At 72.9% G+C, this 13,987-nt stretch carries 13 protein-coding genes; 5 read left to right on the top strand and 8 right to left on the bottom strand.

All coding sequences use genetic code 11. From position 1 onward, the window contains the following. Positions 1-58 precede the first annotated feature (58 nt). Complete coding sequence (locus J7E86_RS20590) at positions 59-1,114, bottom strand: hypothetical protein (RefSeq protein ID WP_251019420.1); 1,056 nt, start codon at positions 1,112-1,114, stop codon at positions 59-61. A gap of 192 nt (positions 1,115-1,306) precedes the next feature. Here J7E86_RS20590 and J7E86_RS20585 point away from each other — a divergent pair, with 192 nt between their 5' ends. After that, the gene (locus J7E86_RS20585; protein WP_215083191.1) at positions 1,307-2,356 is read left to right on the top strand and encodes an aminotransferase class V-fold PLP-dependent enzyme; all 1,050 of its coding nucleotides are present in this window, start codon (positions 1,307-1,309) and stop codon (positions 2,354-2,356) included. A gap of 19 nt (positions 2,357-2,375) precedes the next feature. Here the strand turns inward: J7E86_RS20585 and J7E86_RS20580 are convergent, their stop codons facing one another. Then, positions 2,376-3,524 (bottom strand): serine hydrolase domain-containing protein, encoded by a 1,149-nt coding sequence (locus J7E86_RS20580; RefSeq protein WP_215083190.1) that lies wholly within the window; start codon positions 3,522-3,524, stop codon positions 2,376-2,378. Positions 3,525-3,685: 161 nt separating this feature from the next. Here J7E86_RS20580 and J7E86_RS20575 point away from each other — a divergent pair, with 161 nt between their 5' ends. After that, on the top strand, positions 3,686-4,867 hold the full coding sequence (locus tag J7E86_RS20575; RefSeq protein ID WP_215083195.1) for a TerD family protein: 1,182 nt from the start codon (positions 3,686-3,688) through the stop codon (positions 4,865-4,867). A gap of 58 nt (positions 4,868-4,925) precedes the next feature. Here the strand turns inward: J7E86_RS20575 and J7E86_RS20570 are convergent, their stop codons facing one another. Next, complete coding sequence (locus tag J7E86_RS20570; protein WP_215083189.1) at positions 4,926-6,368, bottom strand: alkaline phosphatase PhoX; 1,443 nt, start codon at positions 6,366-6,368, stop codon at positions 4,926-4,928. 231 nt (positions 6,369-6,599) lie between these two features. Beyond that, positions 6,600-8,102 carry a hypothetical protein gene (locus J7E86_RS20565; RefSeq protein WP_215083188.1) on the bottom strand — a complete coding sequence of 501 codons (1,503 nt, stop codon included), beginning with the start codon at positions 8,100-8,102 and terminating at the stop codon, positions 6,600-6,602. Between the two features lie 232 nt (positions 8,103-8,334). Between J7E86_RS20565 and J7E86_RS20560 the strand changes: the two genes are divergently transcribed. After that, entirely contained in the window at positions 8,335-10,179 is a 1,845-nt protein-coding gene (locus J7E86_RS20560; RefSeq protein ID WP_308312659.1) for an endonuclease/exonuclease/phosphatase family protein, read from the top strand. Positions 10,180-10,274: 95 nt separating this feature from the next. Beyond that, positions 10,275-11,189 carry a 4-hydroxy-tetrahydrodipicolinate synthase gene (gene dapA / locus J7E86_RS20555; RefSeq protein WP_215083186.1) on the top strand — a complete coding sequence of 305 codons (915 nt, stop codon included), beginning with the start codon at positions 10,275-10,277 and terminating at the stop codon, positions 11,187-11,189. Positions 11,190-11,506: 317 nt separating this feature from the next. Here dapA and dapD read toward each other — a convergent pair whose 3' ends face one another. After that, entirely contained in the window at positions 11,507-12,508 is a 1,002-nt protein-coding gene (gene dapD / locus J7E86_RS20550) for a 2,3,4,5-tetrahydropyridine-2,6-dicarboxylate N-succinyltransferase (RefSeq protein WP_215083185.1), read from the bottom strand. Positions 12,509-12,617: 109 nt separating this feature from the next. Beyond that, positions 12,618-12,983, bottom strand: a complete 366-nt coding sequence (locus J7E86_RS20545) for a VOC family protein (protein ID WP_215083184.1) — start codon at positions 12,981-12,983, stop codon at positions 12,618-12,620. Between the two features lie 24 nt (positions 12,984-13,007). Between J7E86_RS20545 and J7E86_RS20540 the strand changes: the two genes are divergently transcribed. Then, the gene (locus J7E86_RS20540; protein WP_215083183.1) at positions 13,008-13,148 is read left to right on the top strand and encodes a hypothetical protein; all 141 of its coding nucleotides are present in this window, start codon (positions 13,008-13,010) and stop codon (positions 13,146-13,148) included. A 39-nt stretch (positions 13,149-13,187) separates the two neighbouring features. On the opposite strand, the gene J7E86_RS20535 is transcribed toward J7E86_RS20540, so the two are convergent. Both J7E86_RS20535 and sufU read right to left on the bottom strand, forming a co-directional pair. Next, positions 13,188-13,526: a metal-sulfur cluster assembly factor gene (locus tag J7E86_RS20535; protein ID WP_215083182.1), complete on the bottom strand. Its 339-nt coding sequence runs from the start codon at positions 13,524-13,526 to the stop codon at positions 13,188-13,190. Beyond that, on the bottom strand, positions 13,523-13,978 hold the full coding sequence (gene sufU, locus J7E86_RS20530; RefSeq protein ID WP_215083181.1) for a Fe-S cluster assembly sulfur transfer protein SufU: 456 nt from the start codon (positions 13,976-13,978) through the stop codon (positions 13,523-13,525). The genes J7E86_RS20535 and sufU overlap by 4 nt, the downstream gene beginning before the upstream one ends. Positions 13,979-13,987: the final 9 nt, after the last annotated feature.

Raw genomic sequence — 13,987 nt, 5'->3', positions numbered from 1 at the left:
GCGCGCGCCCAGCGGCCGGGAGCGGCGCCCGCGGCCCGTACGGCCGGCTCGGTGGCGCTCACGCGGCGCGGAGGCGGGCGGCGCGCTGCGCGAAGAAGCGCGCACCGACGGCGAGGACCAGCGTGCCTGTGATCATCTGTACAGCGTAGGTGGTGATCATCAGCGGGGTGCCGGACCGGTCCGGGCCGGCGAGCGCGGCGAGGAGCGGCCAGCCTCCCCAGCAGGCCGTCGCGGCCGACCCGAGCCCGGCGAGCACCAGGGGCACCGACAGCGGCAGCCGTCCGCCCCGGCCGAGGACGAGCAGGGCGAGGCTCGCGGTGGTCGCCAGCGCGAAGAGCGCGTGTCCCGACTGGCCGGCCGCGAAGTCACCGCTGTAGGACCGGGCCAGGTCCGGCGCGAGGCCCGCCGGGGACCCGGCCGCCCACAGCAGGTGCACGGCAGCCGGCATGAGCGCCAGGACGGCCGCGACCGCCGCGGCCGTGCGCTGCCCGCGCCCCGGCGGGCACGCGGCCAGGTCGGCGACGCGCCCGCGCCACAGGTGGCCCCAGCGCCCGCGGGCGTACAGGGCGAACAGGGCACCCAGGCCCAGCCCTTGCACGATGAAGCCCCCGTACACGACGCCGAACACCCACTCGTCGAGGAGCGGGCGGCCGTCGGGTGCCGGGTCGGCGGCCGTACCGCCGAGCGCCCGTACCGCGAGCTGGGCCGGGAAGCCGTAGACGATGGGGGCCAGCAGGCCGGCCGCGCCCCACATCGTCAGGGCCGGCGGCCACGCCGGGAGCCGTCTGCCCCAGGGGCGGGTGAGCAGCAGCGCCAGGACGACGACGCCGGCGTCCATGAGCAGCGTGACGCCGTTCGCCCACCGCATGAACGTCTCGTGGTCGAGGAGGACGCTGCCCTCGGGGATGCCGGTCCGGTTCCCGGCCGTCCAGGCGAGCTTGAGGCTCAGGTAGGGCAGGCAGGTGGCGATGGTGACGGCCCGCAGGCCCCGGTGTACGGAGGCGTGGTCGTCCCACGGTGCGGACGTGGTGACGTGCTGATGCGACGTCAGGGTACTGCCGGAGGTGTCCGGCGTACCGCTCGCGGCGGTCGGGAACTCTGTCGTGCGGCTCATACGACCAGACTCCCGTGAGGGGGCGCGGGGCGCCTCGGCCCCAGCGGTGAATCGTCTCCGCCCCTGGGGGGAACCTTCCCTCGTCCCTGGGGCAGACGCCGCGCCTCGCGGGCTCCGCCTCACGGCGCCCGCCGCTCCACCGGGGGAAGAAAAACGTGGACGGAATGATCGCCGCGGCTGATAGTGGTGGGCATGGAGAGCCTGGCACGCACCCACTTCGCCCCGGAGAACACCTACCTCAACACCGCGTCCGCTGGGCTGTTCCCGGCCGCCGCCGTCACCGCCCTGACCTCGGCCGTCACCGCGGCGGCCGCCGGCGCCGCCGGCAATGTCGACTACTTCCCCGACGTCGAGGCCGTCCGGTCCGCCTACGGCCGTCTCCTGGGCGTGTCCGGGGACCGGGTCGCCGTGGGCGGCTCCGTCGCCGTGTACTGCGGGCTGATCGCGGCATCGTTGCCCGCCGGTGCCGAAGTCCTCGTGGTGGGAGGGGATTTCAGCTCCCTGGTCAATCCCTTCCACATGCGTCCGGACCTGCGGGTACGGACCGTACCGCTGGAGAAGGCCGCCGACGGGGTCCGGCACGGCACGGCTCTCGTCGCCGTCAGCGCCGTGCAGTCGGCCGACGGGCGGATCGCCGACCTCGACGCGATCGGCGCCGCCGCCCGCGCCCACGGCGCCCGTACGCTCGTCGACGTCAGCCAGGCGGCCGGGTGGCTGCCCTTCGACGCGGCCGCCTACGACTACACCGTGTGTGTCGGCTACAAGTGGCTGATGTGCCCGCGCGGCGCCGCCTTCCTCACCGTGCCCGAGGACTTCGGCGGCCTCACGCCCGTCTTCGCCGGCTGGGCCGCCGGTGAGGACCCTTGGGAGAGCTGCTACGGCAGGGTGGAGACGCTCGCGCCGACCGCGCGCCGCTTCGACGAGAACGTCGCCGCCCTCTCCTATGTGGCCGCCCGCCACAGTCTCGCCCTGGTGGAGGAGCTGGGCGTCGAGCGCATCGGCGCGCACGACCGGGCGCTCGCCGACCGCTTCCGCGCCGGGCTCGCGGAGCTCGGCCACACGCCCGTCCGGGCCGAGGGTTCCGCGATCGTGTCCGTCCCCGGCCTGGGGAGCGCCGCCGAGCGGCTGACGGCGGCGGGGGTGCGGGTCGGCGCGCGGGCCGGGAACCTCCGTGCCGCCTTCCACCTCTACAACACCTCCGCCGACGTCGACCGGCTCCTGGAGGTGCTCGCGAAGGGGTGACCGGGCTCCGCCCCGGGGGTCAGGCCGCGCAGTCGTAGACGGCCTTGGCGAGCCGCCCGGCCTCCGGGGCCGCGCCGCCGGGGAAGGCGAAGCGGCGCCGGTTGTAGCCGAAGGCGAGGCCGCGGCCCGGATCGGCGAACGCCTGCGAACCGGCGGCGCCGCTGTGCCCGAAGGCGCGGGCGCCGAGGAAGGGGTAGGTGTCCGAGACGGCGGAGAAGCCCAGGGCGAACGCGCCCTGCTGGCGCAGGACGAGGTCGTAGCCGGTGGAGTGGATCTGGGCGAACTCGGCGGCGGTGTCGGGGGTGAGCAGCGGCTCCTTGCCGTCGACCCCGCTGATGGCGGCCGCGTACATCCGGGTCAGGCCGCGCGCGTTGGCCATGCCGCCGACGGAGGCGGGACCGCCGGCGCGGACGACCCGGAAGTTGGGCAGCGTCTCCAGGGCCGTCAGCTCGGGGTGGTTGAGGTTGAAGCCGATCCCGCGCAGGCTCAGCGGTCCGGCGCCGCCCTCCCGCAGGGCGCGCTTCTGCTCGGGCGTGGGGTCCATGGGCTGGGTGTCGAGGACCCGGTGCTCCTGGTCCTCGGGCAGGCCCATGTAGAAGTCGATGCCGTACGGGGCGCGGATCCGCTTCTCGTAGAACTCCTGCATGGTCAGGCCGGTGACGCGCCGGACGACCTCGCCGGTGAGGGCGCCGATCACCAGGGCGTGGTAGCCGAAGGCTGCTCCGGGCCGCCAGTGCGGACGCTGGGCGGCGAGCCGCTCGGCGATCAGACGGTCGTCCGCGAGCTCCTCCACCGTCAGGCCGCCGTCGACACCGGCCAGGCCCGCCCGGTGGGCCAGCAGCTCGCGCAGGGTGATGCGTTGCTTGCCGGCGGCGGCGAACTCGGGCCAGTAGTGCCGCACCTCCTGGTCGAGCTCCAGGGCGCCGTCCTGGACGAGCAGGGCGACGGCGAGGTGGGCCGCGCCCTTGGTGGAGGAGAAGACGCCGGTGAGCGAGTCCGCCTCGATGCCGGGCCCGCCCCACAGGTCGACCGCCTGCTGCCCGTCGACATAGGCGGCGAGCTGTGCGGAGTGCCCGGCACGCTCCTCCGCCAGCGTCGCCTCGAACTCCTCGCGTACCGCCTCGTAGCCCTCGGCGACGGTCCCCTGTGCCGCGATCCCGCTCGACATCCCGCATTCCCTGAAGATCAATATTGTGTCGGGGTGTGCAGCCCGGCCGGTCCGGGGTTATTCCGATGAGCGTACGAAACTCCGGCGGGCCCGCTCGGGAATTCGACGTTCGGTAATGGAACCGCAAAGCCCGGCCACTCGTTACCCGGGGCATGACCGCTATGACACCCGGCTCGAACATCCCTCTCTCCGTCGCGCGCGTGACGGTGGACGTCACCGCCCCGGTGCGGCTCGACGTTTCGGGCCTGCTGCTCACCGCCGACGGCAAGGTGCGCTCCGACGACGATTTCGTCTTCTACAACCAGCCCACCGGCCCCGGCGTGACCCACCGCGCCGCGAGCGGCTCCACGCCCGACTCGATCACCGTGGACACCGCCGCCGTCCCGGCCGGCATCGAGAAGATCGTGGTGACGGCCAGCCCGGACGCCGCCGGTGCCACCTTCGCGGGCATCGAGCCGACGGCGACGGTCCGCGCGGACGACGGCACCGTCCTCGCCACCTTCACCCCGCCGCGGCTGGGCTCCGAGACGGCGCTGGTGATCGTCGAGGTCTACCGCCGGGCCGGCGCCTGGAAGGTGCGCGCGGTCGGCCAGGGCTACGCGAACGGGCTGGCGGGCATCGCCACCGACTTCGGCGTGAGCGTGGAGGAGCCGGCGCCCGCCGCCGCCCCGGCGCAGGCACCCGCCGCCCCGCCCATGCCGGCCCAGGCACCGCCGGTGCCGGCGGCCGCCCCGGCCGCCGCGCCTCCGGCTCCCGCCGCCGGCGGGAAGATCAACCTGGACAAGGGCCGGGTCAGCCTCCAGAAGAACCAGACGGTGTCCCTCGTCAAGGGCGGCCGCCCGCTGACGCAGTCCGTGAAGATGGGCCTCGGCTGGGAGCCCGCCTACGGCAGCCGGGCCATCGACCTGGATGCCTCGGTCATCGCCTACGGCCCCGACCGCAACATGATCGACGCCTGCTACTTCGGCAAGCTCCAGATCCTCAACGGCGCCATCCAGCACTCCGGTGACAACCTCACCGGCGAGGGCTCGGGCGACGACGAGAGCATCACCGTCCACATGGAGGGCCTGCCGCAGGAGGTCACCGGCCTGGTCTTCACCGTCAGCTCGTTCAACGGGCAGAAGTTCACCCAGGTCGCCAAGGCGTACTGCCGGCTGCTGGACGCCCGCACGGGCGAGGAGCTGGTGCGCTTCGACCTGACCGGCGCCGAGCCGAAGACGGGCGTCCTGATGTGCAAGTTCATCCGGCAGTTCTCCGGCGAGTGGGAGATGACGGCCATCGGCGAGTTCGTGAAGTCGCGTACGGTCCGCGACCTGGTCAAGCCGGCCGCCCAGGCGCTGTGACGACGCCGCGGGCGGGACGGCCCGGGACGCACCGGGGCCGTCCCGCCCGCGGCCCGGTTCACCGGCCCTGGCGGCGCCACGGTCCGGTGATCGCGAACATGATGCCGGGCTCCTGCATGTTGGCGAAGAGCGTCTTCCCGTCCGGCGAGAAGGTCACGCCCGTGAACTCGCTGTACTCCGGCTTCGCCGGGGTCCCGATGTTGAGTTCGTTGCGCGCGATGGGGTAGGTACGCCCGTTCTCCAGCGCCCCGAAGAGGTGCTGGACGCCCTCGCCGTCCTCGGCGATGACCAGGCCGCCGTACGGCGAGACGGTGATGTTGTCGGGCCCGTCGAAGACGCCGTCGCGCTCGGGGTGCTTGTTGACGCCGAGGAGCACCTTGAGGGTGAGGGTGCGCCGCCGGGGGTCGTAGAACCACACCTGGCCGTCGTGCTGGACGGGGCTCTCCTCGCGGGCGAAGGAGGCGACGACGTAGACGCCGCCGTCGCCCCACCACATGCCCTCGAGCTTGCGGGCCCGGGTGACCTCGCCGCCCTTGAACTGCTTGCGCACCGAGACGGACTTCGCGTCGCGGTCGGGCACCGTCACCCAGTCGACGCCGTAGACCGTGCCGGCCCGGGTCGCCCGCGAGAGGTCGTCGACGAAACGGCCCCCGGAGTCGAAGCACTTGAACGCCTGGAGCGCGCCCGCGGTGTCGCCCAGGGTGCGCAGCCGGCCGCGGCCGTGGTGGAAGCCGCTCGGCGGACTCCAGCGGTAGAACAGCCCGTTGGGGCCGGAGGCGTCCTCGGTCAGATAGAGGTGGCCGCGGCCGGGGTCGACGACGACGGCCTCGTGGGCGTACCGGCCCAGCGCCTTGACCGGCTTGGGCCGGCGGTTGGCGCGGCGGTCCTGCGGGTCGACCTCGAAGACGTAGCCGTGGTCCTTGGTCATGCCGTTCTTGCCGGCCTTGTCCTCGGTCTCCTCGCACGTGAGCCAGGTGCCCCAGGGGGTACGGCCGCCCGCGCAGTTCGTGGACGTACCGGCGATGCCGACCCACTCGGCGACGTGCCCGTGCCGCGCCACCTCGACGACCGTGCAGCCGCCGGAGGCCGCCGGGTCGTAGACCAGCCCGTCGGCGAGCGGGACCGGGTGCGGCCACTTGGAGCGGGGGCCGCCCAGCTCGTGGTTGTTCACGAGCAGGGTCACCCCGCGCGGCCCCGCGAAGGTGGCCGTGCCGTCGTGGTTGGAGGGCGTGAACTCGCCCGACTCCAGCTTCGTGACACCCGTTCGGGTGATGACCCGGTAGGAGAATCCCCGCGGAAGGGCGAGCAGGCCCTTCGGGTCCTTGACGAGCGGGCCGTAACCGGGCCCGGGCGGCTTCGCGGCACCGCCCCGCGGCGGGTCGTACGCGCCGGCGTCGGCGGCCAGCGCGCCGGGCGCGCTGGCGAGGACCCCGACACTGCCGGCCAGCGCCACTCCGGCCCCGGCGGATCTCTTCGCGAAGTCTCTGCGGCTGATGGTCATCGTCGCCTCCAGGGATGGCCTGATCGTGCCGGCGCCCCTTGAGCCGAGCGGGTGAATTACCAGGGGCGCGCTTACGATCCCTCCCCGTGTCGAACATCGGATGAACATGACGCGACATCCGACGACCGATCCGATGGAACGGTCCTCCGCCCGGGTGAACCCGAGTGGCGACGGGGGCGGGCGGCGGTCGGACCCGCCCGCCCCCGGAAATCCCCGGTCCGGCGCAGGGCCTCAGCTGCGGGAGCGGGCCTTGAAGGCCGCCTTCCGGGCTTCCTTCGCGACCTTCTTGTCCGGGTGCAGCCGGCCCATCGCCTCCAGCACCTCGGCCGTGGCCGGGTGGTCCACCCGCCAGGCCGAGTCGAAGAAGCCGCTGTCCCGGCCGACCAGGTCCGCGACCAGGGCGCGCAGCTCGTCGGAGTCGCCGTCGGCCGCGAGCTGCGCGGCGATGGTGTCGATGGTCAGCCAGAAGACCATGGTCTCGTCCGGCTCGGGGATGTCCGCCGCGCCGTGCTCGGCGAGCCAGACACGGGCGAGGCCGCCCAGCTCACGGTCGTCGAGGACCTCACGGAGCGCCGGCTCGGCCTCGGCGCCGACCAGCGAAAGGGTCTGCTGGCAGGACAGCCGGCGGTGCGGCGCGTCGTCGTCGGCGCCGCGCGCGGCGGCGAGCAGCTCGCGGGCGGCGTCCAGCGGGGCGCGGCGGCCCAGCCACAGCTCGGTCTCGGCGCGGGCGGCCAGCGGCGGGTGACCCGGGAGCGCGCCGAGGAGGACGTCGGCGCGCTCGTCGGCGAGGTCGCCGACGGCCGGCGCGTCGATCCCGGCGTCGAGCATCCGCGACCGTACGGCGTAGAGGCCGAGCGGGGTGAGGGCGACCATGCCGTAGCGGGTGACGTCCTCCTCCTCGGGGCCGGCGGCGGCCAGGCCGTCGACGGACTCGCGGATGTGCCCCTCGCCGTCGACCTCCTCGATGAGGGCCTCGTCCACCGGCTGGTAGGCGATCAGACCGGTCGGCGCGAGCATCCGGAACTGGTCGTCCAGCCGCATCATCGCATCGGACACCTCTTCGAGGATGTCGTCGGTGGGCTCGTCCATGTCATCCGGGACGATCATGGAGGCGGCGAGCGCGGGCAGCGGTACGGGCTGGTCGGGGCCGCCCTCGTCGAGGACGGTCAGCAGGTAGAGGTTGCCGAGGACGCCGTCGAGGAAGTCGGCCTCCTCCTCGGGGTTCCAGTCGAGCGCGTCGAGGTCCAGGTCGCCGCCCTCGGAGATCTGGTCGACGATGTCACCGAGGTCGGGTGCGGCCGCGTCGGCCAGGACGTTCTCCAGGCCGCCGAGCCAGATCTCCAGGATGTCAGCGGGACTGCCGGAGGTGAGCGTGGCCAGTTCCTCGCCCGCGGTGGCGATGCCGGAGGGCCGGTCCTCGTCGGCCTCGCCGGCGGTCTCCGTCTCCTCCTCCGGGGACTCGGCGAACTCCACCAGACCGGTGTCCAGCGCGTGCTGCCACGCCTCGGCGGTGTACGCGGGCCCGTCCTCGTCGTCCGTGAGGCCGAGGAGCTCGGTGGCGGTGGTCAGCTGCCCGGCGAAGAGCTCGCCGCCCGCCCCGACCGGTGTCCCCTCGCCGGCCCAGCGGGCCAGCTTCGCGGCGCGGACGAACAGCGGCGAGGACAGCGCGTCCCGCGCGAGCTCCGCGTCGGAGGGGAGCCGCACCGGCGGCATGGTCGGACGGTCTGCGGACATCAGGGGTGTCTCTCCTCGTCGTGACGGCCACGCCGGTCGATGGGGCGCGCGATGCCCAAGCGTAGACGGGTTTCACCCCCTGCCGCCCGGTTCACCGGCCCGTGGGCCGCCGGTCACCCGCGAAGCCTTGACAACTCCCCTGGTAACCCCCGACATTGACGCGCGTAGATCTTGCATTCCGCTCTCCCACCATCCATCACCGCCCCTTCCGGAGGCTCCCGTGCCCACTCGTGTGCCCACTCGCCGCCCCCTGCGCAGACCGCCCGCCGCCGGTTCCCTGATAGCCGTCGCGCTCGCGGCCGGGCTGCTCGCCGCCCCGCAGTCCGCGAGCGCGACCGACGCCGGTGACACGGCGATCCGGATCCACGACATCCAGGGCACCACCCGCGTCTCCCCGCTCGCCGGCCGCCAGGTGACCGACGTGCCGGGCGTCGTCACGGCCGTACGGACCTTCGGCTCGGCGCGCGGCTTCTGGTTCCAGGACACCTGCCCCGACCGGTCGCCCGCGACCAGCGAGGGCATCTTCGTCTTCACCGGCTCGACGACCCCGGCCGTCGCCGTCGGCGACGACGTCCTCGTCTCGGCCACGGTCGGCGAGTACTACCCGGGCGGCGAGACGGCCGGCCTGCAGTCGGTCACCCAGCTGACCAAGGCGAGCTGGACGGTGCGGTCCTCCGGCAACGCCCTGCCCGCCGCCTTCCGACTGCGCGCCTCCTCCCTCCCGGACCGGTACGCGCCCGACGCCCACGGCGGTTCCATCGAGCAGCTGCCGCTGCGGCCGGACTCCTACGCCCTCGACCGTTACGAGTCGCTGGAGGGCATGCGCGTCTCCGTCGAGGACGCGCCCGTGGTCGGCGCCACCAGCTCGCACAAGGACCTCTGGGTCACCGCCGACCCGCGCCACAACCGCACCGAGCGCGGCGGCGCGCTCTACGGTTCCTACCGCGACCCGAACGGCGGCCGGGTCAAGGTGACCTCGCTGATCCCGTTCGCGCAGCGCCCCTTCCCCGTGGCGAACGTCGGCGACGCGCTGACGGGCACCACCGCCGGGCCGCTGGACTACGACAACTTCGGCGGCTACACCCTCCAGGCGACCGAGCTGGGCACGCTCGCCGACCGGGGGCTGAAGCGCGAGACCACGCGCAAGCAGAAGGACGGCGAGCTGGCGGTCGCCACGTACAACGTCGAGAACCTCTCGCCGAAGACCCCGCAGGCGAAGTTCGACCGGCTGGCGGCGGCGCTGGTGACCAACCTCGCCTCGCCCGACGTCGTCGCCCTCGAAGAGGTGCAGGACGACAACGGCACGACCGACGACGGCGTCGTGGAGGCGGGCCAGACGCTGCGGAAGCTGACGGACGCCATCAAGGCGGCCGGCGGCCCGGCGTACGAGTGGCGGCAGATCAGTCCGGTCAACGACCAGGACGGCGGCCAGCCGGGCGGCAACATCCGCACCGCCTTCCTCTTCAACCCCGCCCGCGTCTCCTTCGTCGACACCCCCGGCGGTGACTCCGGCACGGCGGTCAAGGCCGTCCGCGAGGGCGACCAGGCGGCACTGTCCGCCTCGCCCGGCCGGATCGAGCCGGCCGACGCGGCCTGGACGAACAGCCGCAAGCCGCTGGCCGGACAGTTCTCCTTCCGGGGCGAGCGGGTCTTCGTGGTCGCCAACCACTTCAACTCCAAGGGCGGCGACCAGGGCCTCGACAGCCGCTTCCAGGCCCCGGCCCGTACGTCGGAGGTCCAGCGGACCCAGCAGGCGAAGCTCGTCAACACCTTCGTCAAGCAGCTGCTGGCGACCGACAAGCACGCGAACGTGATCGTCGCGGGCGACCTCAACGACTACCAGTTCTCCCCGGCGCTCACGACGCTCACCGCGGACGGCGTGCTGACCGACCTGGTCGACCGGCTCCCGAGGAAGGAGCGGTACGGCTATGTCTTCCAGGGCAACTCGCAGGTGCTCGACCACATGCTGACGAGTCGTCATGTCCGTTCCGTGGACTACGACATCGTCCACATCAACGCGGAGTTCGCCGACCAGGCGAGCGACCACGACCCGCAGGTGCTGCGCTGGAAGCCGTAGCAGCACTAATCGGTGAGCGGAAGAACAATTAAATAGACCTGTACGGTCGAAGGGGCCCAGAATCGAGCGACCGGACTCGATCTTGGAGAGTGCCCATGCCCACCAGCCCCTTCGGCCGCACCGTCTGCGCGATGGTCACCCCGTTCACCGCGGACGGGGCCCTCGATCTCGACGGCGCGCAGCAGCTCGCCGACCGCCTCGTCGGGCAGGGCGGCTGCGACGGCCTGGTGCTCAGCGGTACCACCGGTGAATCGCCCACCACCACCGACGCGGAGAAGACCGCGCTCGTACGGGCCGTCGTCGAGGCCGTGGGCGACCGGGCGAGGATCACGGCGGGCGTCGGCTCGGCGAGCACCCGGCACACGGTCGAGCTGGCCCGGGCGGCCGAGGCCGCGGGGGCGCACGGCCTCCTGGTCGTCACGCCCTACTACAGCCGCCCGCCGCAGGAGGACGTCGCGGAGCACTTCCGCACGGTCGCGGACGCGACCGGCGTGCCGGTGATGCTCTACGACATCCCCGGCCGCACGGGCACCCGGATCGAGCCGGACACGATGCTGCGCCTGGCCGAGCACCCGCGCATCGCGGGCGTCAAGGACTGCTCGTACGACCTGCTGGGCAGCTCGAAGGTCATGGCACGCACCGGTCTGGCCTACTACTCCGGCTCCGAGGAGCTGAACCTCCCGCTCCTGGCGGCGGGCGCCGTCGGCTACGTCAGCACGGTCGCCAATGTGGCGGGCCCGCTGCTGGCCGCGACCCTCGACGCGTACGACCGCGGCGACACGGCGCGGGCCACCCGGCTCCACCAGCGCGCGGTGCCCCTGGTCGAACTGATGATGGCGGCGGGCCTGCCGGGCACGGTGACGGCGAAGGCCCTGCTGAACGCGCTCGGCCTGCCGGGCGGCCCGGTCCGCGCGCCGCTGCGGGCGGCGGCCCCGGACCGGGTGACGCGACTGCTGGCGGCGTACGAGGCTTCCGGGGCGGAGGCGGGTGCGGCTGTGGGCGCGCCCTAGTCGGGTCTTCGGCTGCGGGCCGTCGTTGCCGCCTGCGGCGGCGGGCGCCCTGCGGGCGCGTCCTCAAACGCCGGACAGGCTTGATTCGGCTGAGCTCAGCCGCCTTCAGCCCGTCCGGCGTTTGAGGACACCGCCGCGCAGCGGTGGTGCGGAACTTCGGCTGCGGGCCGTCGTTGCCGCCTGCGGCGGCGGGCGCCCTGCGGGCGCGTCCTCAAGCGCCGGACGGGCTTGATTCGGCTGGGCTCAGCCGCTTCAGCCTGTCCGGCGCTTGAGGACACAACACAGCAGCCCGTCCGGCGATTGAGGACACCGGCACGTCAGTTGTGACTGTGCAGCATCTCGTTCAGGCCGCCCCACGTGCCGGAGCGCGGCAGGGCCTCGACGCGGCCGGTGGTGGAGTTGCGGCGGAAGAGGAGGTTCGCCGCGCCGGAGAGGTCCAGCGCCTTGACGACCTCGCCGTCGGGCAGCGTGACGCGCGTGCCGGCGGTGACGTACAGGCCCGCCTCGACGATGCAGTCGTCGCCCAGCGAGATGCCGATGCCGGCCTCCGCGCCGAGCAGGCAGCGCTCGCCGATGGAGACGGTCTGCTTGCCGCCGCCGGAGAGGGTGCCCATGATCGAGGCACCGCCACCGATGTCGGAACCGTCGCCGACGACGACACCCGCGCTGATGCGGCCCTCGACCATGGAGGTGCCGAGCGTGCCGGCGTTGAAGTTGACGAAGCCCTCGTGCATGACGGTGGTGCCGGCCGCGAGGTGCGCGCCCAGGCGGACACGGTCGGCATCGCCGATGCGGATGCCGGACGGGGCCACGTAGTCCGTCATGCGCGGGAACTTGTCGACACTGGTCACCTGGAGGTGCAGGCCCTCGGCCCGCGCGTTCAGACGGGCGGTCTCGACCTGGTCGACGGCGACGGGGCCGAGCGAGGTCCAGGCGACGTTGGCGAGCAGGCCGAAGACGCCGTCCAGGTTCTGGCCGTGCGGCTTGACCAGGCGGTGGGAGAGCAGGTGCAGGCGCAGGTAGACGTCGTGCGCGTCGAGGGGCTTGTCGTCGAGCGCGGCGATGACCGTGCGGACGGCGACGACCTCGACACCGCGGCGCGGGTCGGGGCCGATGGCCTTGGGGGCGGCCTCGCCCAGCAGCTCCGCGGCGCGCTCGGGGGTCAGCCGCTCGGTCCCGGCCGGGCCGGGCTCGGCGACCAGCTCGGGGGCCGGGAACCAGGTGTCGAGGACGGTGCCGTCCGCGGTGATCGTGGCGAGGCCGGCGGCGACGGCGCCACCAAAACGGGCATCGGTACGGGAAGCTACTGCATCGGTCATGGTCGAAAGCTAACCGGACACGGCCGCTCAAGGCGAACTCGCCCGGTCGGCGATCACGGCCGACCGCCCCGGCCGGGCGTCCCGCACCCCGGCGCCGCCGCCCCGCCCGTCAGCCGATGAGCGACTTCTTCGGGCTCAGAACGCAGAATTCGTTGCCCTCCGGGTCTTCCATCACCACCCACGTCACCTCGGAGCTCTGGCCCACGTCGGCGCGGCGCGCGCCCAGACCGGTCAGCCGCTCGACCTCCGCGTCGCGGTCGTCGGGGTTGAGGTCGATGTGCAGGCGGTTCTTGAGCGTCTTGTCCTCCCCGACGGGGACGAAGCAGAAGCCCGGCGCCGCGGACTCGTCGGCGCCGACGACGACCTCGTCGTCGGCCTCGAAGAGAACGCGCCAGTCGAGCACCCGGCACCAGAAGTGCGCCTGGGCGCGAAGGTCATGTGCGTCGATGACGATGGTGTAGAGCGAAGAAGCCATGCCCTCAGTCTGAGGTAGACGACCATGAACCACCTGCCGTCCGAGTCACTTCCGCACACGCGGACGTTCATGGGCCGGCCGCCGTCGGGCTCCGTTTGGGCGGGCACCCCGGCCGTACGGGCGGACGTGGCGGCCGTCGCCACACGGCAGCAGCCCGCGCTCTGACCTGCTGTCAGAGCGCGGGCTGCCGGTGGGACGAACCGCTCAGACGTTGAAGCCCAGCGCGCGGAGCTGCTCGCGGCCGTCGTCGGTGATCTTGTCCGGGCCCCACGGCGGCATCCAGACCCAGTTGATGCGGAGCTCGTTGACGATGCCCTCGGTCGCGGACTTCGCCTGGTCCTCGATGACGTCGGTCAGCGGGCAGGCCGCGGACGTGAGCGTCATGTCGAGGGTGGCGATGTTGGCGTCGTCGACGTGGATGCCGTAGATGAGGCCGAGGTTGACCACGTCGATGCCCAGCTCGGGGTCGACGACGTCGTACAGCGCCTCACGGACCTCCTCCTCGGAGGCCGGCTTCGTCGTCGTCTCGGTGTTGTCGCTCATGCGGTCTTCCCTTCGGACAGCGCCTGCGCCGTCGCGTCCTTCCACGCCATCCAGCTCAGCAGCGCGCACTTCACGCGTGCCGGGTACTTGGAGACGCCGGCGAACGCCACGGCGTCCTCCAGCACCTCCTCCATCTCGTCGTCCGGCTCCAGCTTGCCCTTGGACTGCATCAGCTCCAGGAAGGTCTCCTGGATCCGGCGCGCCTCGCCGAGGCCCTTGCCGACCAGCAGCTCATTGAGCACCGAGGCGCTGGCCTGGCTGATGGAACAGCCCTGGCCCTCGTACGAGACGTCCTCGATGGTCTCGCCCGCGAGCCGCACCCGCAGCGTGATCTCGTCGCCGCACGTCGGGTTGACGTGGTGCACCTCGGCGTCGCCGGCCCGCAAGCCCCGGCCGTGCGGGTGCTTGTAGTGGTCCAGGATGACGTCCTGGTACATCGAATCAAGCTTCACAGTCAGCAG

Source organism: Streptomyces sp. ISL-11 (assembly GCF_018614525.1).
Taxonomy (GTDB): domain Bacteria; phylum Actinomycetota; class Actinomycetes; order Streptomycetales; family Streptomycetaceae; genus Streptomyces.
Note: the sequence above shows the minus strand (reverse complement) of the source record. Positions and strands in the feature narration are given on the sequence as shown.